The 17,013-nt window shown below is 70.5% G+C and carries 16 protein-coding genes; 4 read left to right on the forward strand and 12 right to left on the reverse strand.

From position 1 onward, the window contains the following. From zwf to AB0D53_RS11095, 4 genes are all read left to right on the forward strand, one after another. Positions 1-1,533 (forward strand): glucose-6-phosphate dehydrogenase, encoded by a 1,533-nt coding sequence (gene zwf, locus AB0D53_RS11080; RefSeq protein WP_329816890.1) that lies wholly within the window; start codon positions 1-3, stop codon positions 1,531-1,533. Next, a complete protein-coding gene (gene opcA, locus AB0D53_RS11085) occupies positions 1,530-2,543 on the forward strand; it encodes a glucose-6-phosphate dehydrogenase assembly protein OpcA (protein ID WP_362443354.1) in 1,014 nt (337 codons plus the stop codon). The genes zwf and opcA overlap by 4 nt, the downstream gene beginning before the upstream one ends. Next, a complete protein-coding gene (gene pgl / locus AB0D53_RS11090; RefSeq protein WP_362443356.1) occupies positions 2,540-3,322 on the forward strand; it encodes a 6-phosphogluconolactonase in 783 nt (260 codons plus the stop codon). The genes opcA and pgl overlap by 4 nt, the downstream gene beginning before the upstream one ends. Positions 3,323-3,409: 87 nt before the next feature. Further along, positions 3,410-3,769 (forward strand): VOC family protein, encoded by a 360-nt coding sequence (locus tag AB0D53_RS11095; protein WP_362443359.1) that lies wholly within the window; start codon positions 3,410-3,412, stop codon positions 3,767-3,769. Between the two features lie 6 nt (positions 3,770-3,775). Here AB0D53_RS11095 and AB0D53_RS11100 read toward each other — a convergent pair whose 3' ends face one another. From AB0D53_RS11100 to uvrC, 12 genes are all read right to left on the reverse strand, one after another. Further along, entirely contained in the window at positions 3,776-5,359 is a 1,584-nt protein-coding gene (locus AB0D53_RS11100) for a PH domain-containing protein (RefSeq protein WP_362443362.1), read from the reverse strand. Beyond that, positions 5,356-5,859 carry a PH domain-containing protein gene (locus tag AB0D53_RS11105; protein ID WP_362443365.1) on the reverse strand — a complete coding sequence of 168 codons (504 nt, stop codon included), beginning with the start codon at positions 5,857-5,859 and terminating at the stop codon, positions 5,356-5,358. Before AB0D53_RS11105 ends, AB0D53_RS11100 begins: the two co-directional genes overlap by 4 nt. A gap of 4 nt (positions 5,860-5,863) precedes the next feature. Further along, positions 5,864-7,516 carry a glucose-6-phosphate isomerase gene (gene pgi / locus AB0D53_RS11110; RefSeq protein WP_362443368.1) on the reverse strand — a complete coding sequence of 551 codons (1,653 nt, stop codon included), beginning with the start codon at positions 7,514-7,516 and terminating at the stop codon, positions 5,864-5,866. A 187-nt stretch (positions 7,517-7,703) separates the two neighbouring features. Continuing rightward, entirely contained in the window at positions 7,704-8,039 is a 336-nt protein-coding gene (locus AB0D53_RS11115) for an RNA polymerase-binding protein RbpA (RefSeq protein WP_072483070.1), read from the reverse strand. A gap of 109 nt (positions 8,040-8,148) precedes the next feature. Next, the gene (gene secG / locus AB0D53_RS11120; protein ID WP_329816899.1) at positions 8,149-8,385 is read right to left on the reverse strand and encodes a preprotein translocase subunit SecG; all 237 of its coding nucleotides are present in this window, start codon (positions 8,383-8,385) and stop codon (positions 8,149-8,151) included. Positions 8,386-8,500: 115 nt separating this feature from the next. After that, the gene (tpiA, locus tag AB0D53_RS11125; RefSeq protein ID WP_362443371.1) at positions 8,501-9,277 is read right to left on the reverse strand and encodes a triose-phosphate isomerase; all 777 of its coding nucleotides are present in this window, start codon (positions 9,275-9,277) and stop codon (positions 8,501-8,503) included. A gap of 6 nt (positions 9,278-9,283) precedes the next feature. Further along, positions 9,284-10,495 carry a phosphoglycerate kinase gene (locus AB0D53_RS11130; protein WP_362443375.1) on the reverse strand — a complete coding sequence of 404 codons (1,212 nt, stop codon included), beginning with the start codon at positions 10,493-10,495 and terminating at the stop codon, positions 9,284-9,286. Positions 10,496-10,603: 108 nt separating this feature from the next. Continuing rightward, positions 10,604-11,614 (reverse strand): type I glyceraldehyde-3-phosphate dehydrogenase, encoded by a 1,011-nt coding sequence (gene gap / locus AB0D53_RS11135; RefSeq protein ID WP_329816903.1) that lies wholly within the window; start codon positions 11,612-11,614, stop codon positions 10,604-10,606. 260 nt (positions 11,615-11,874) lie between these two features. After that, on the reverse strand, positions 11,875-12,864 hold the full coding sequence (gene whiA, locus AB0D53_RS11140) for a DNA-binding protein WhiA (RefSeq protein WP_030919772.1): 990 nt from the start codon (positions 12,862-12,864) through the stop codon (positions 11,875-11,877). Then, complete coding sequence (yvcK, locus tag AB0D53_RS11145; protein ID WP_266736504.1) at positions 12,855-13,889, reverse strand: uridine diphosphate-N-acetylglucosamine-binding protein YvcK; 1,035 nt, start codon at positions 13,887-13,889, stop codon at positions 12,855-12,857. Before yvcK ends, whiA begins: the two co-directional genes overlap by 10 nt. After that, positions 13,886-14,875 carry an RNase adapter RapZ gene (rapZ, locus tag AB0D53_RS11150; RefSeq protein WP_329816914.1) on the reverse strand — a complete coding sequence of 330 codons (990 nt, stop codon included), beginning with the start codon at positions 14,873-14,875 and terminating at the stop codon, positions 13,886-13,888. Before rapZ ends, yvcK begins: the two co-directional genes overlap by 4 nt. Continuing rightward, a complete protein-coding gene (gene uvrC, locus AB0D53_RS11155) occupies positions 14,872-16,926 on the reverse strand; it encodes an excinuclease ABC subunit UvrC (protein WP_362443382.1) in 2,055 nt (684 codons plus the stop codon). The genes rapZ and uvrC overlap by 4 nt, the downstream gene beginning before the upstream one ends. Positions 16,927-17,013 lie beyond the last annotated feature (87 nt).

Below are 17,013 nucleotides of genomic sequence, written 5' to 3' on the forward strand. Positions count from 1 at the left end.
TTGTCTGGTGTTCCCGGAGCCAACCCGCTTCGTGACCCCCAGGACCGACGGCTCCCGCGCATCGCGGGACCGTCGGGTCTGGTGATCTTCGGGGTCACGGGCGATTTGTCCCGCAAGAAGCTGATGCCCGCCGTCTACGACCTGGCCAACCGCGGCCTGTTGCCGCCGGGCTTCTCCCTCATCGGATTCGCACGCCGTGAGTGGCAGGACGAGGACTTCGCGCAGGAGGTCCACGACGCCGTCAAGCAGCACGCGCGCACGCCGTTCCGCGAAGAGGTCTGGCAGCAGCTCATCCAGGGGATGCGCTTCGTCCAGGGCAACTTCGACGACGACGACGCCTTCGAGCAGCTGAAGACCACGATCCAGGAGCTGGACAAGGCGCAGGGCACGGGCGGCAACTTCGCCTTCTACCTGTCCGTGCCGCCGAAGTTCTTCCCCAAGGTCGTCCAGCAGCTCAAGAAGCACGGACTCGCCGACCAGAAGGAGGGCTCCTGGCGGCGTGCCGTCATCGAGAAGCCCTTCGGCCACGACCTGAAGAGCGCTCAGGAGCTCAACCAGATCGTGCACGACGTGTTCCCGCCCAACGAGGTCTTCAGGATCGACCACTACCTGGGCAAGGAGACCGTCCAGAACATCCTGGCGCTGCGGTTCGCCAACACGATGTTCGAGCCGATCTGGAACAGGTCGTACGTCGACCACATCCAGATCACGATGGCCGAGGACATCGGCATCGGCGGCCGGGCCGGCTACTACGACGGCATCGGCGCCGCCCGTGACGTCATCCAGAACCACCTGCTCCAGCTGCTGGCGCTGACCGCGATGGAGGAGCCCGGCTCCTTCCACCCGAAGGCCCTGGTCGCCGAGAAGCTCAAGGTGCTCACGGCGGTGGAGCTGCCGGAGGACCTGGGCAAGCACACGGTGCGCGCCCAGTACGTGCACGCGTGGCAGGGCGGCGAGGAGGTCCCCGGCTACCTCGAAGAGGACGGCATCGACCCCAAGTCGAAGACCGACACCTACGCCGCGATCAAGCTGACGATCAACAACCGCCGCTGGGCGGGCGTGCCGTTCTACCTCCGTACCGGAAAGCGGCTCGGCCGCCGGGTCACGGAGATCGCGGTCGTCTTCAAGCGGGCCCCGTACCTGCCCTTCGAGTCCGGCGCCACCGAGGAGCTGGGCGGCAACGCCCTGGTCATCCGGGTCCAGCCGGACGAGGGCGTGACCGTGCGCTTCGGCTCCAAGGTGCCCGGCACCTCGATGGAGGTCCGGGACGTCACGATGGACTTCGCGTACGGCGAGTCCTTCACGGAGTCCAGCCCGGAGGCCTACGAGCGGCTCATCCTCGATGTGCTGCTCGGCGACGCCAACCTCTTCCCCCGGCACCAGGAGGTCGAACTCTCCTGGAACATCCTCGACCCGATCGAGGAGTACTGGGACAAGCACGGCAAGCCCGCCCAGTACCCGGCGGGCACCTGGGGTCCGGCCGAGGCCGACGAGATGCTCGCACGAGACGGACGGAGCTGGCGCCGGCCATGAAGATCGATCTCACGGAGACCACTTCCAGCAAGATCAACCAGGCGCTGGTCTCGGCCCGCCGTGCCATCGGCACCCCCGCCATCGGCATGGTGCTCACCCTGGTCATCGTCACCGACGAGGAGAACGCCTACGACGCGCTCAAGTCGGCCGGTGACGCCTCGCGCGAGCATCCCTCGCGGATCATCGCGGTGATCAAGCGGGTCAGCCGCTCGCCGCGCAGCCGCCGGGACGCCCGGCTCGACGCCGAGGTGCGGGTCGGTTCCGACGCGGGCACCGGCGAGACGGTCGTGCTGCGTCTCCACGGCGAGCTGGTCAACCACGCCCAGTCGGTGGTCCTGCCGCTGCTGCTGCCGGACGCCCCGGTCGTGGTCTGGTGGCCCGAGGACGCCCCCGCCGATCCGGCGAAGGACCCGCTGGGCGCGCTCGCCCAGCGCCGGATCACGGACGCGTACTCGGCGGAGGACCCGGCCAGGGAGCTGGCGGCGCGCGCCGACTCGTACACCCCGGGCGACACCGATCTGGCCTGGGCCCGCATCACGCCGTGGCGCTCGATGCTGGCCGCCGCGCTCGACCAGCAGCATGTCGAGCTCGTCTCGGCGACGGTCGAGGGCGAGTCGGAGAACCCGAGCTGCGAGCTGCTGGCCATGTGGCTCGCGGACCGGCTCAAGGTGCCGGTGGAGCGCACCGTCTCCGCCGGCCCCGGCCTGACGGCCGTGCGGATGGAGACCAAGAACGGGGTCATCGTCCTGGACCGTCCCGACGGTTCGCTGGCCACGCTCTCGATGCAGGGCCAGCCGGACCGCGCCGTGGCGCTCAAGCGGCGGGACACCGCCGAGCTGCTCGCCGAGGAGCTGCGCCGTCTGGACCCGGACAACACCTACGAGGCGACGGTGAAGTTCGGCGTGGCCAGGCTCGGCGGACCGGCGGAGCCGAAGCCGGCCGAGCCCGGTGCGGCCACCGCCCCGGCCGCCGCGAAGAAGACCGCGGCCAAGAAGGCGGCGTCGAAGTGAGTGCCCCTCAACTCGTCGTGCACCGCGACAAGGAGCTGATGGCGCAGGCCGCCGCGGCCCGGCTGATCACAAGGGTCGTGGACGCCCAGGCGGCACGCGGCTACGCCTCGGTGGTGCTCACCGGCGGACGCAACGGCAACGGCCTGCTGGCCGCGCTCGCCGGTGCGCCCGCCAGGGACGCGATCGACTGGTCGCGGCTCGATCTGTGGTGGGGCGACGAGCGGTTCCTGCCGGAGGGTGATCCGGAGCGCAATGTCACGCAGGCCCGTGAGGCCCTGCTGGACTCGGTGGAGCTGGACCCGTCCCGGGTGCACGCGATGCCCGCTTCGGACGGCCCGTTCGGCAACGACGCCGACGCGGCGGCGGCCTCGTACGCCGCGGAGCTGGCCGCCGCGGCCGGTCCCGAGGACCACGGACCGGTGCCGACGTTCGACGTGCTGATGCTGGGCGTCGGACCGGACACCCATGTCGCGTCGCTCTTCCCGGAGCTGCCCGCGGTACGGGAGACCGAGCGCACCGTGGTCGGTGTGCACGGCGCCCCCAAGCCGCCGCCCACCCGCGTCTCGCTCACGCTGCCCGCGATCCGGGCGGCGCGCGAGGTGTGGCTGCTCGCCGCGGGCGAGGACAAGGCGGAGGCCGCGGAGATCGCGCTCTCGGGTGCCGGGGAGATCCAGGCCCCGGCGGCCGGCGCGTACGGTCGCAGCCGCACCCTGTGGCTGATGGACGCGGCGGCGGCCTCCCGGCTGCCGCGCGCGCTGTATCCGCCGGCCTCCCCCTGAGGGATCGTCAGTACGGTGGCGCACGGGCCCGGTTCGCTCCTCGGAGCGGCCGGGCCCGTCGCGTGGGCGGCGTGCGAGACTCGGGCCATGGTGCGGATCGGAACCGTGGTGATGGGCGCGTCGGACGTACGGCGTGCGGCGGAGTTCTGGAAGGCGGCGCTCGGTTATGTGGAGCGTGAGCCGGCGAAGGACGACTGGGTGGTGCTGGTGCCGGCCGAGGGGTCCGGCGCCGGGCTGGCCCTGGGCCGCAGCGGTACGCCGGTGCAGGAGGTCCCCCGCGTCCACCTGGATCTGTACACCGAGGAGCAGGACGCCGAGGTGGACCGGCTGATCGCGCTCGGGGCGGTGCGGGCCGACTGGGATCTGTACCCGGACGACCCGGATTTCGTGGTGCTGGCCGACCCCGAGGGCAATCGCTTCTGCGTCATCGACACCACGCACGGCTGACCGGGGTCAGCCGGTGGGCGGGACGCGCTCCAGGAAGGGCTCCAGCAGGCCGGGCACGGCCTCGGAGGCGAATGTGAGCCCCTCGCTCACATCCGTGTCGTACGCCGTGTAGGCGCCCGCTCCGGCTGCCGTCGTCGCGGTGACGCTCAGCACCCCGGCCCGCCGCTGGAAGTACGTCTGGCGTACCGTCCAGCCGATGACCCCGGCCCGCTCCAGCGCGGCGGTCGAGCGCCTGACGCTGCCGGACCTCACCACCAGGTAGTCGCCGCTGATGGCGTGCCCCAGCCCGCGGTAGGCGTCCCGGGCCAGGAACACCCCGGCCGCCGACCCCACGACGGCGCAGCCGAGCGCGGTCCAGAGCAGTACGGGTGTCAGCAGCACGCCCAGGAGAGCCAGGACCGGCACCGGGACCGCGACCGCCCAGAGCGCCCGGCGCAGCCTGCGGCCCCGGGCCGCGAGGGGGTGCACGGTGAGCCGGGCACTGGTCGGGGACGTGGTCTCGCGCAGGATGCCGGCGGCCACCGCGTCGGCGACGGTCCTGGGCGCGGCGGGCAGCAGGGTGTTGTGGTCGCCGTGCTGCTCCTCGTCGTCCTTGGCCAGTCCGGTGGTGATCGCGTCGACCCTGGCCGCGCCGAAGGTCCGGATGCCGAGCGGTTCGACGAGGTCGACCCCGCGCAGCCGGCGCTCCTCGATGGAGACGGAGCGGGAGGTCAGCAGTCCGCGCCGGATGCGCAGGGTGCCGCCGGGCTCGCGCTCCAGCCGGTAGTTCCACCACATCTCGACCCACAGGCCGAGCGCCCCGACGACTCCGGCGAGCACCGCGGCGAGGGCGAGGATCACGATCATGGTGGGCAGCGGGGTGTCCCGGAAGCGGTCGCCGACCCACTCGATGACCTGTCCCTGCGCCCCGAACCAGTCGCTGACCTGCATCACCGCGCCGACCGCCGCACCGCCGAGCGCGGGGGCGACGAAGGAGACCGGTGCGTAGCGGATCCAGCGCGGGTCGAGGGCGGCGAGTTCGCCCTCGCGGTGGGTGCCCGGGGTGCCGGTGGCCGCGCGTGCCAGCAGTTCGCGGCGGAGCCGTTCGCTCTCGGGCCGGGTCACCGGGTCGAGTTCCAGGGTGGAGTCGTTGCCGGAGTGCTCACCGGTGCCGATGCGGACGGTGACCAGGCCGAGCACCCGTTGCAGCGGATGGGCGGTGACGTCGACGCTGCGGATGCGTTCGCGGGCCAGTGAGCGCTTCTTGACCAGGAGCAGCCCGGTGTGGAGTTCGACCCGGTCGGCGCCGACCCGGTAGCGGGTGCGGCGCCACCGTACGAGGTCGCCGGCCGCCGCGGAGCCGATCAGCAGGATCGCCCCGGCGGCGACCCAGGCGATCGCGGGCCCGAGGCCGAGCCGCCCGGACAGGCCGAGCGTCGTCGGCACCGCTGCTCCGGCCACCACGCCGGCCGTGAGCAGTGCGCTGAGGAGGACCGTGCGCCGGTCCAGCCGCCGCCAGTCGGCGGCGGTGGCCGCCGCGCCGGGTTCCTGGGCCGGGCTCCGGTCGTCCCCGGCGTCCGGAAGGGGGGAGAGCGCCGCCCCGGAGCTCATGTGGCGTCCCCGGGGGTGTCCTGGGTGATCCGGGTCAGCCGCTCGGCGAGCCCGGCCGCCGTCTCGTGGTCGAGCCCCTCGATCCGCACCGCCCCCTTGGCCGAGGCGGTGGTGACGGTGACCGTGGCGAGCCTGAAGAGCTGTTCGAGCGGTCCGCGCACGGTGTCCACGGTCTGGATCCGGGACATCGGGGCGATCCGCCATTCCTGCCGGAAGACCCCGGTCCTGACGTACACCGCTTCGTCGGTGACCTGCCAGCGGTGGGTGCGGAACCACCAGGCGGGGAGGAGGACGGCGCAGCCGGTACCGAGGACCGCGAGGACCGCGGCGGGCAGCAGCAGCCAGAACCGGGCGGGCCCGATGAGCGCGCCCAGCACGGCCAGGACGACCACGGGGGCGGCGGTCAGCAGCAGCCACTGCGCCCGCCACCACCGCACGGCCCTCGGGTCCAGCGTGTTCTTCGGCGGCCGCAGCCGCACCGTCCCCTCCCCCGTGGTCATCGGCTCAGCGCCCCCGGCGGGCGCGGTACGCCTCGACGAGCGCGGCGGTCGAGCTGTCCAGCTGCTCGCCCCCCTTGCCCTCGGTGAGCACCGGTTCGATCTTCTTGGCGAGGACCTTGCCGAGTTCGACGCCCCACTGGTCGAAGGAGTCGATGTTCCAGACGGCGCCCTGGACGAAGACCTTGTGCTCGTACAGCGCGATCAGCTGGCCGAGCACGGAGGGGGTGAGCCGGTCGGCGAGGATCGTCGTCGTCGGGTGGTTGCCGCGGAAGGTCTTGTGCGGCACCAGTTCCTCGGCGACGCCCTCGGCGCGGACCTCCTCCGGCGTCTTGCCGAAGGCCAGCGCCTGGGTCTGGGCGAAGAAGTTGGCCATCAGCAGATCGTGCTGGGCGACCAGGCCGGGCAGCAGATCGGCGACCGGCTCGGCGAAGCCGATGAAGTCGGCCGGGATGACCTTGGTGCCCTGGTGGATCAGCTGGTAATAGGCGTGCTGTCCGTTGGTGCCGGGGGTGCCCCAGACGACCGGTCCGGTCTGCCAGTCGACCGGGTTGCCGTCCCGGTCCACGGACTTGCCGTTGGACTCCATGTCCAGCTGCTGCAAGTACGCGGTGAACTTGGACAGATAGTGGCTGTACGGCAGCACGGCATGCGACTGGGCGTCGAAGAACGCCCCGTACCAGACGCCCAACAGGCCCAGCAGCAGGGGGACGTTGGACTCGGCGGGGGCGGTGCGGAAGTGCTCGTCGACGAGGTGGAAGCCGTCGAGCATCTCGCGGAACCGCTCCGGGCCGATGGCGATCATCAGCGAGAGGCCGATGGCCGAGTCGTAGGAGTAGCGGCCGCCGACCCAGTCCCAGAACTCGAACATGTTGGCGGTGTCGATGCCGAACTCCGCGACCTTGCCGGCGTTCGTGGACAGCGCCACGAAGTGCTTGGCGACCGCGTCCTGACCGGCGTTCAGACCGGTCAGCAGCCAGTTGCGGGCGGAGGTGGCGTTGGTGATCGTCTCGATCGTCGTGAACGTCTTCGACGCGATGACGAAGAGCGTCTCGGCCGGGTCGAGATCCCGCACCGCCTCATGGAGGTCGGCGCCGTCGACGTTCGACACGAAGCGGACGGTCAGCTCGCGGTCCGTGAAGGAGCGCAGCACCTCGTACGCCATGGCGGGGCCGAGGTCGGAGCCGCCGATGCCGATGTTGACGACGTTCTTGATGGGCCTGCCGGTGTGACCGGTCCACTCCCCCGACCTGACGCGGTCGGAGAACGCCGCCATCCGGTCGAGCACCGCGTGCACACCCGGCACCACGTTCTCGCCGTCGACCTCGATCACCGCGTCGCGCGGGGCACGCAGCGCGGTGTGCAGGACCGCGCGGTCCTCGGTGGTGTTGATCTTCTCGCCGCGGAACATCGCGTCCCGCAGCCCGGCCACCCCGGTGGCGGCGGCGAGCTCGCGCAGCAGCCTCAGCGTCTCGTCGGTGACCAGGTGCTTGGAGTAGTCGACGTAGAGATCGCCGACCGTGAGGGTGTATCCGGTGCCGCGCTGCGGATCGTCCGCGAAGAGCCGGCGCAGATGTGTCGCTCCGAGCTGCTCGCGGTGCTTGCCCAGAGCGGTCCACTCGGGCGTCTGGTTGAGCCTGGTTCGGCTTCTTGTATTCATCCCGGGTATCAGCCCAATTCTTCTCGTGCCTGCAGATGCCCCGCTGCCCCTCCAACCTAATTGATCAGAGGGGCGGACGAGGCAATGAAGACCTGCGGCACGGCCAGGGCCTGTCCGGCGGAGCAGGGCCGGACAGGCTCCGAAACGGTCCGGCCGGGCACCCTGTGGGTGCCCGGCCGGTGAACTTCTAGATCTCGCCCCGGAGTTTCGCCAGGGCCTCGGCGAGGATGGCCTCGCCGTCCGCGTCGCTGCGCCGCTCGCGCACATATGCGAGGTGCGTCTTGTACGGCTCGGTGCGCGGCGGGTCCGGCGGGCTGTCCCGGTCCTGTCCGGCCGGGAAGCCGCAGCGCGGGCAGTCCCAAGTCTCCGGTACCTGCGCGTCACTGGCGAAGCTCGGCTGCGTCTCGTGCCCGTTCGAGCACCAGAAGGAGATGCGGAGGCGCGGCGCGGACTCGCCGCGCTCGGCCTCCCCCATCGGCCCCGCTCCGACCCGGCTTCCCCGGATCGCGTTGCCACTTGCCACGGTCGTAACTCCCTGCGTGATGGTGCTCGAAGATGCCCCAGTCTACGTAAGGCCCAACGCGCGTCCAGTGAAAGGAGTTACACCGTCACCGGGAATCGCGTACGACGGGTCAGCTGTCCAGCTTGATCAGCAGACCAAGCACAACAATGCACGCGAACCATGCCAGACCGACGAAGACGGTGATCCGGTCGAGGTTCCGCTCGGCGACCGAGGAGCCGCCGACCGACGACTGCATGCCGCCACCGAACATGTCGGAGAGGCCGCCGCCCTTTCCCTTGTGCATCAGCACCAGCAGCATCAGCAGCAGGCTGAAGACGATCAGGGCGATCTCGAACGCCAAAATCACGGCTGGTCCCTACTTTCCGGAATTCCTCTGGACTGCATGTGCGAACGACGGGGGCCGGGAGGCTACACCCTCCACGGCCCCCGCAAGGGTACGACGGATCCGCGCTACCGCATACTCACTGGTCGCGGAAGCGGACGATCTTGACGAACTCGTCGGCGTCCAGTGCGGCACCGCCGACCAGCGCGCCGTCCACGTCGGGCTGGGCCATGATCGCGGCGACATTGCCGGACTTCACCGAGCCGCCGTACTGGATACGGACGGCGTCGGCCAGCTCCTGCGAGTACAGCTCGGCCAGCCGGCCGCGGATCGCGCCACAGACCTCCTGGGCGTCCTCGGGGGTGGCGACCTCACCGGTACCGATGGCCCAGACCGGCTCGTACGCGATCACGACGGACTCGGCCTGCTCGGCCGGGACGTCCTTCAGACCGCCGTCGAGCTGCGCCAGGGTGTACGAGACCTGGTCACCGGCCTTGCGGACGTCCAGGCCCTCGCCGACGCAGAGGATCGGGGTCAGGCCGTGCTTGTACGCGGCCTTCACCTTGGCGTTGCAGATCTCGTCGGTCTCGCCGTGGTACTGCCGGCGCTCGCTGTGGCCGACGGCCACGTAGGTGCACCGCAGCTTGGCGAGCATCGGGCCGGAGATCTCACCGGTGTACGCGCCGGAGTCGTGCGCCGAGATGTCCTGGGCGCCGTACTTGATCTTCAGCTTGTCGCCCTCGACCAGGGTCTGCACGGAGCGCAGGTCGGTGAAGGGCGGCAGGACGGCGACCTCGACGACGTCGTAGTCCTTGTCGGTCAGCGCGAAGCCGAGCTTCTGGGTGTGTGCGATGGCCTCGAGGTGGTTGAGGTTCATCTTCCAGTTGCCCGCCATCAGCGGGGTACGAGTGGTCATGAAAGGTCAGTCCTCCAGTGCGGCGAGCCCGGGAAGCGTCTTGCCCTCGAGGTATTCGAGGCTGGCACCGCCACCGGTCGAGATGTGTCCGAATGCATTCTCGTCGAAGCCCAGGGTGCGAACGGCCGCGGCGGAGTCGCCACCGCCGACGACACTGAAGCCCGAGGAGTCGACGAGGGCCTGGGCGACGGCCCGGGTGCCCTCGGCGTAGTCGGGGTGCTCGAAGACGCCCATCGGGCCGTTCCAGAAGACGGTGGCCGCGTCGGCGAGCTTCGATGCGTACAGCGCGTTGGTCCCGGGACCGTTGTCCAGGCCGATGAACCCGGCCGGCATGGCGTCCGCGGGCACGGTGCGGTGCTCGGTCGGGGCCTTGGCCTTGAGGTCCGGGAACTGCTCGGAGACCACCACGTCGACGGGGAGCACGAACTCCACGCCCTTGTCCTCGGCCCGCTTGAGGTACTCCAGCACCGCCGGGATCTGGTCCTCCTGGAGGAGCGAGCTGCCGACCTCGTGGCCCTGGGCCTTGAGGAAGGTGTACGCCATGCCGCCGCCGATCAGGATGCGGTCGGCGCGCTCCAGGAGGTGGTCGATGACGCCGAGCTTGTCGGAGACCTTGGAGCCGCCGAGCACCACGGCGTAGGGACGTTCCACGTTCTCGGTGAGCTTCTTCAGGACACCGACCTCGGTGGCGATCAGGTCACCGGCGGCGTGCGGCAGCCGGGCCGGGAGGTCGAAGACCGAGGCGTGCTTGCGGTGCACGGCGCCGAAGCCGTCGCCCACGTACAGATCGGCGAGCTCGGCCAGTTGGTCGGCGAACGCGCCGCGCTCGGCGTCCTCCTTGGATGTCTCGCCGGGGTTGAAACGGAGGTTCTCCAGGACGGCGACCTCGCCGTCACCGAGCGCGGCGACCGTGGCGCGGGCGGACTCGCCGACCGTGTCGGTCGCGAAGGCCACGTCGGCGCCGATGAGTTCACCGAGGCGGGCGGCGGCGGGCGCCAGCGAGAAGGCCGGGTCCGGGGCGCCCTTGGGGCGGCCCAGGTGCGAGGCGACGACGACCCGCGCGCCGGCCGCGACGAGCTTCTCCACGGTCGGCTGAACGGCGCGGATACGGCCGTCGTCGGTGATGGTGGTGCCGCTCAGCGGCACGTTGAGGTCCGCGCGGACGAATACGCGCTTGCCGTTGACCCCTTCGGCAATCAGTTCGTCGATCGTCTTCATCTTGCTGGACTCCTTGGAGGGCGGGAGAGCATGCGACGGGGCCCGAACGGCGCGTCCTTGCGCCGTTCGAGCCCCGTGCTCACATCTGGGTTCCTGCCGGTTCGACGGTCAGAGCTGGCTGCCGACGAAGACGGTCAGGTCGACGAGGCGGTTGGAGTAACCCCACTCGTTGTCGTACCAGCCGAGGATCTTCACCGACTTGCCCTCCTGAACCATGGTCAGCGAGGAGTCGAAGGTGCAGGACGCCGGGTCGCTGACGATGTCCGAGGACACGATCGGGTCCTCGGTGTAGTACAGGATGCCCTTGAGGTCGCCGTCGTCCGCGGCCTTCTTGAACGCGGCGTTGACCTCGTCCTTGGTGACCTCGCGCTGGAGCTCGACGACCAGGTCGGTGGCCGAGCCGGTCGGGACCGGGACGCGCATGGCGATGCCGTCCAGCTTGCCCTTCAGCTGCGGGAGCACCAGGGCGGTGGCCTTGGCGGCACCGGTGGTGGTCGGGATGATGTTCTCGGCGGCGGCGCGGGCGCGACGCAGGTCCGAGTGCGGGAAGTCCAGGATGCGCTGGTCGTTGGTGTACGCGTGGACCGTCGTCATGAGGCCCTTGACGATGCCGAAGTTCTCGTCCAGAACCTTGGCCATCGGTGCGACACAGTTGGTCGTGCAGGACGCGTTGGAGATGACGTGGTGGTTGGCCGCGTCGTACTTGTCCTGGTTGACGCCCATCACGATGGTGATGTCCTCGTCCTTGGCCGGAGCCGAGATGAGGACCTTCTTGGCGCCGCCCGCGATGTGCTTCTCGGCGTCGGCCTTCTTCGTGAAGATGCCGGTCGACTCGATGACGATGTCGACGCCCAGCTCACCCCAGGGGATGTCGGCCGGGTTGCGCTCGGAGAGAACCTTGATCGTGTGACCATCGACGGTGATGGTGTCGGCGGTGTGGCTGACCTCTGCCTTCAGACGACCCAGGATGGTGTCGTACTTCAGCAGGTGGGCCGTGGTCGCGGTGTCACCCAGGTCGTTGACAGCCACGATCTCGATGTCCGCACCCTGCTCCAGCAGCGCGCGGAAGTAGTTACGACCGATGCGGCCAAAGCCGTTGATGCCTACGCGGATCGTCACGAACCGATCTCCTCGTTAGGTACGCGGGGTTTTCACCCCGGCGAGTTGTATGAGATGTCCCCGACCGCCTCCGACCCTACCTCTCCGAGAGCCCCGGGGTGACATCGAGCGGAGCCGTGGGAACGCCGGAGGCCCGTACTCCGTGGTAGGAGTACGGGCCTCCGGATGTTCGGCCGCACACGCTGCGAAAATTACGCAGCGTCAACGCCCCGGGGAAATCGCCGTGTCCCGGATCGGGCCGGTTTTGTCTCCGCCCCGGGTCAGCCCACCAGGCCGTCGGCGAGCTCCTCGCTGAGGGTGGATTCGGTGCCCGGGATGCCCAGGTCCTGGGCCCTCTTGTCGGCCATCGCCAGCAGCCGGCGGATCCGGCCGGCGACCGCGTCCTTGGTCAGCGGCGGGTCGGCGAGCGCGCCCAGCTCCTCCAGGGAGGCCTGCTTGTGCTCCATGCGCAGCCGTCCGGCGGCCGCGAGGTGCTCGGGCACCTCCTCGCCCAGGATCTCCAGCGCGCGCCCCACCCGGGCGCCCGCGGCGACCGCTGCCCGCGCGGAACGGCGCAGGTTGGCGTCGTCGAAGTTGGCGAGCCGGTTGGCCGTGGCACGGACCTCGCGGCGCATCCGCCGCTCCTCCCAGGCCAGCACGGACTCATGGGCACCCAGCCGGGTGAGCAGCGCGCCGATCGCGTCACCGTCGCGGACGACGACCCGGTCCACGCCGCGCACCTCCCGGGCCTTGGCCGCGATGGAGAGCCTGCGGGCCGCGCCGACCAGTGCGAGCGCCGCCTCCGGGCCCGGGCAGGTCACCTCCAGCGAGGAGGAGCGGCCCGGCTCGGTGAGCGAGCCATGGGCCAGGAAGGCTCCGCGCCAGGCCGCCTCGGCATCGCAGGTGGCCCCCGAGACCACCTGTGGGGGCAGCCCGCGGATGGGACGGCCGCGGCCGTCCACCAGGCCGGTCTGGCGGGCCAGCTGGTCGCCGCCGGCCACCACGCGTACGACGTAGCGGGAGCCGCGCCGCAGGCCTCCGGGGGCCATCACGATCAGCTCCGAGCTGTGCCCGAAGATCTCCAGGATGTCCCGCTTGAGCCGGCGCGCCGCCATCGCGGTGTCCAGCTCCGCCTCGATCACAATCCGGCCGCTCACCAGGTGCAGCCCACCCGCGAACCGAAGAATCGCCGAAACCTCTGCCTTCCTGCAGCAGGTCCGGGTCACGGGAAGCCGAGAGATTTCGTCCTTCACCGCCGGCGTCATCGCCATGGGCCGATCCTTCCATGCATCCGAAAAATACGGTCGTACGCGGCGGCCAACAGCTCCGGATCATGGATCGGAACGCCGTCGGGTGAGGCCACCGGCGCCAGCTCGACCGCGGCGCCGAGCCGCTTGGCGGCATCGGCGAGGGACTCACGATCGGGCACAGCGGCTTCGTCGGCCAGCACCACGTCCAGGGCGAGTTTAGGGGCGTGTCGTCCCAAAACCTCCAAATGACGCTGCGGGGAGAAGCCATCAGTTTCACCGGGTTGCGGTGCGAGGTTGAGCGAGAGGACCTTGCGGGCCTTGGTTTCGACGAGTGCGTCGAGCAGTTCGGGGACGAGCAGGTGCGGGATCACCGAGGAGAACCAGGACCCCGGGCCGAGCACCACCCAGTCGGCGTCGAGCACCGCGGCGACGGCCTCGGGGACGGCCGGCGGGTCGTTCGGGACGAGGTGCACGGACTGCACCTCGCCGGGGGTGAGCGCCACGGTGGCCTGGCCGCGCACGGTGTCCACGTCGTCCGGGCGGGCCGGGTCGTGCCCCCGGACCAGGGCCTGGAGCTCCAGCGGCACGGCGGACATGGGCAGCACCCGGCCGTGCGCCCCGAGGAGCCTGCCGACCAGGTCGAGTGCCTGGACGTGGTCGCCGAGCTGCTCCCAGAGGGCGACGATCAGCAGATTGCCGACCGCGTGCTCGTGCAGATCGCCCTTGGACTGGAAGCGGTGCTGGATCACCCGGGCCCAGGTCTGGCCCCAGTCGTCGTCGCCGCACAGGGCGGCGAGCGCCTTGCGCAGGTCGCCGGGCGGCAGTACGCCGAGCTCCTCGCGGAGCCGGCCGCTGGAGCCGCCGTCGTCGGCGACGGTGACCACGGCGGTGAGATCGCCGGTGATCCGGCGGAGCGACGCGAGCGACGCGGACAGCCCCATGCCGCCGCCGAGGGCGACGACCTTGGGCTGTGCGCCGCGCTTGCGGCCGGGGAGCGCGGAGGTGGCTCTGCGCAGCCGCCGCAGGCGCAGATTGCGGCTGGTCACTCGCGCCCCATGTCCCGGTGGACGAGGACGGTCTCGATGCCTTCGGTCGCGAGCCGGGCCGCCAGCTTCTCGGACATGGCGACCGAACGGTGCTTGCCGCCGGTGCAGCCGACGGCGATCGTCACATAGCGCTTGCCCTCGCGGCGGTACCCGGCGGCGATGAGCTGGAGCAGCTCCGTGTACTGGTTGAGGAACTCCTTGGCGCCGGGCTGGTCGAAGACGTAGGCGGAGACCTCCTCGTTGAGCCCGGTGAACGGGCGCAGCTCGGGCACCCAGTGCGGGTTGGGCAGGAAGCGGCAGTCGACCACCAGGTCGGCGTCGACCGGCAGGCCGTACTTGAAGCCGAACGACATGACCGTGGCGCGCAGCTCCGGCTCCTCGTCGCCGGCGAACTGGGCGTCCATCTTGGCGCGCAGCTCGTGCACGTTGAGGCTGGAGGTGTCGATCACCAGGTCGGCGTCGCCGCGCAGCTCGCGCAGCAGGTCGCGCTCGGCGGCGATGCCGTCGACGATCCGGCCGTCGCCCTGGAGGGGGTGCGGGCGGCGGACCGATTCGAAGCGGCGGACGAGGGCGTCGTCGGAGGACTCCAGGAAGACGATCCGCCGGGTGACGTGCTTGGCCTCCAGGTCGGCGAGGGATTCGCGGAGGTTGTCGAAGAAGCGGCGCCCGCGGACGTCGACGACGACGGCGATCCGTGCCACGTTGCCCTGTGAGCGGGCGCCGAGCTCGACCATGGTGGGGATCAGGGCGGGCGGCAGGTTGTCGACGACGAACCAGCCGAGGTCCTCCAGACACTTGGCCGCCGTGCTGCGCCCGGCGCCCGACATCCCCGAGATGATCACCAGCTCGGGAATGGTCGCATTCCCGTCGCCCGTCTCGATCGTGGTGCCCGTACTCACGTGTCCTGCTCCGTCTGCTCGGTCGGTGCCGTCGTGCTCGACTTCTTGCTCGCGCTCGGCTTCGTGTTCGTTTTCACGCTCGGTCATGTCGTGCTGCCCCCGTCGTCCTCTTCAATGATCTCTCCTGTCGCCGTGTTCACGGCGGGCGTGGCCGGGGCGGCCGAGGCGAGGGCGACAGCCACCGATTCCGCCGTCCTGCGGCCTATCCCCGGAACCTCGCAGATCTCGTCGATTGTCGCCTGCTTCAGCTTCTTCACGGAGCCGAAATGCTTGATCAACGCCTGTTTCCGGGTTTCGCCGAGGCCGGCGACGGCGTCCAGCGGGCTGGAACGGATGCGTTTGGCCCGCTTGGCGCGCTGGTACGTGATCGCGAAGCGGTGGGCCTCGTCACGGACCCGCTGGAGGAGATAGAGGCCCTCGCTGGAGCGGGGCAGGACGACGGGGTCGTCGTCATCGGGCAGCCAGACCTCTTCGAGGCGCTTGGCGAGGCCGCAGACGGCGATGTCGTCGATCCCCAGCTCGTCGAGGGCCCGCTTGGCCGCGGCGACCTGCGGCTGGCCGCCGTCGACCACGACGAGCTGCGGCGGATAGGCGAACCGCTTGGGACGCCCGTCGTCCTCGCGCGGCTCGGCGTCCGGGCCGGGGACGGTGTCCGGGCCGGGGAAGGCGTCCGGGTCGGACGTGGTGTCCGGGACCGGTCCGGTCGGGGCGGGGGTCTCCTCCCACTCCCCGGTGCGCTCCTTGTCCTGGAGGTACCTCTTGAAACGCCGGCCGATCACCTCGTGCATCGACCGGACGTCGTCCTGGCCCTCGAAGCCCTTGATCTGGAAGCGGCGGTACTCGCTCTTGCGGGCGAGCCCGTCCTCGAAGACGACCATGGAGGCGACCACGTCGTCGCCCTGGAGATGCGAGATGTCGAAGCACTCGACGCGCAGCGGGGCGGTGTCGAGGCCGAGTGCCTCGGCGATCTCCTCCAGGGCGCGGGAGCGGGTGGTCAGGTCCGAGGCCCGCTTGGTCTTGTGCAGCCCGAGCGCCTGCTGGGCGTTGCGCTGGACCGTCGCCATCAGGTCCTTCTTGTCGCCGCGCTGCGGAATGCGCAGGCTGACCTGGGAGCCGCGGCGGCCGGCGAGCCACTGGGAGACCGCGTCCGGGTCCTCGGGCAGGGCCGGGACGAGGACCTCCTTGGGGACGGCGTCGCCCGCCTCCTCGCCGTACAGCTGCTGGAGTGCGTGCTCGACCAGGCCGGAGGTGTCGACGTTCTCGACCTTGTCGGTGACCCAGCCGCGCTGGCCGCGCACCCGGCCGCCGCGTACGTGGAAGATCTGGACGGCGGCTTCGAGCTCGTCCTCTGCGACCGCGATCAGGTCGGCGTCGGTGGCGTCGGCCAGCACGACGGCGCTCTTCTCCATGGCCCGCTTGAGGGCCTCCACGTCGTCGCGGAGCCGGGCCGCCCGCTCGTACTCCATCTCCTCGGCCGCCGCCATCATGTCCTTCTCCAGGCGGCGGATGTACGTACCGGTCCGGCCGGCCATGAAGTCGCAGAAGTCGTCGGCCAGTTCGCGGTGTTCCTCGGGGGTGACGCGGCCGACGCAGGGGGCCGAGCACTTGCCGATGTAGCCGAGGAGACACGGACGGCCGGTCCTGGCGGCGTTCTTGAAGACTCCGGCGGAGCAGGTGCGCACCGGGAAGACCCGGAGCATCAGGTCGACCGTCTCGCGGATCGCCCAGGCGTGACCGTACGGACCGAAGTAGCGCACGCCCTTCTTCTTGGCACCGCGCATGACCTGGACGCGCGGGAACTCCTCGTTGAGCGTGACCGCGAGATACGGATAGCTCTTGTCGTCCCGGTACTTGACGTTGAACCGCGGGTCGAACTCCTTGATCCAGGAGTACTCCAGCTGGAGGGCCTCGACCTCGGTGGAGACGACCGTCCATTCCACCGAGGCGGCCGTGGTGACCATCGTGCGCGTACGCGGATGGAGCGAGGCCAGGTCCTGGAAGTAGTTGGCCAGGCGCTGGCGCAGGTTCTTGGCCTTGCCGACGTAGATCACCCGGCGGTGCTCGTCGCGGAACTTGTAGACCCCCGGGGAGTCGGGGATCTGTCCCGGCTTGGGGCGGTAGCTGGAGGGGTCTGCCATGTGTCCCACCCTACTTGCGGGCAGTGACAGTGCGGCCGGACCGGAAGTGGTGCCGTGCTCCGGGGCGCGGATCGCGGGAGCGCGCCC

Origin of the sequence: Streptomyces sp. NPDC048295 (assembly GCF_040652135.1) — a bacterium.
Classification (GTDB): Bacteria; Actinomycetota; Actinomycetes; order Streptomycetales; family Streptomycetaceae; genus Streptomyces.

Coding starts and splice junctions, on each gene's coding strand:
- opcA (WP_362443354.1), top strand. CDS start 1,530: ATGAAGATCGATCTCACGGAGACCACTTCCAGCAAGATCAACCAGGCG.
- AB0D53_RS11095 (WP_362443359.1), top strand. CDS start 3,410: ATGGTGCGGATCGGAACCGTGGTGATGGGCGCGTCGGACGTACGGCGT.
- AB0D53_RS11100 (WP_362443362.1), bottom strand. CDS start 5,359: ATGAGCTCCGGGGCGGCGCTCTCCCCCCTTCCGGACGCCGGGGACGAC.
- AB0D53_RS11105 (WP_362443365.1), bottom strand. CDS start 5,859: ATGACCACGGGGGAGGGGACGGTGCGGCTGCGGCCGCCGAAGAACACG.
- pgi (WP_362443368.1), bottom strand. CDS start 7,516: ATGAATACAAGAAGCCGAACCAGGCTCAACCAGACGCCCGAGTGGACC.
- tpiA (WP_362443371.1), bottom strand. CDS start 9,277: ATGACCACTCGTACCCCGCTGATGGCGGGCAACTGGAAGATGAACCTC.
- AB0D53_RS11130 (WP_362443375.1), bottom strand. CDS start 10,495: ATGAAGACGATCGACGAACTGATTGCCGAAGGGGTCAACGGCAAGCGC.
- whiA (WP_030919772.1), bottom strand. CDS start 12,864: ATGGCGATGACGCCGGCGGTGAAGGACGAAATCTCTCGGCTTCCCGTG.
- rapZ (WP_329816914.1), bottom strand. CDS start 14,875: ATGACCGAGCGTGAAAACGAACACGAAGCCGAGCGCGAGCAAGAAGTC.
- uvrC (WP_362443382.1), bottom strand. CDS start 16,926: ATGGCAGACCCCTCCAGCTACCGCCCCAAGCCGGGACAGATCCCCGAC.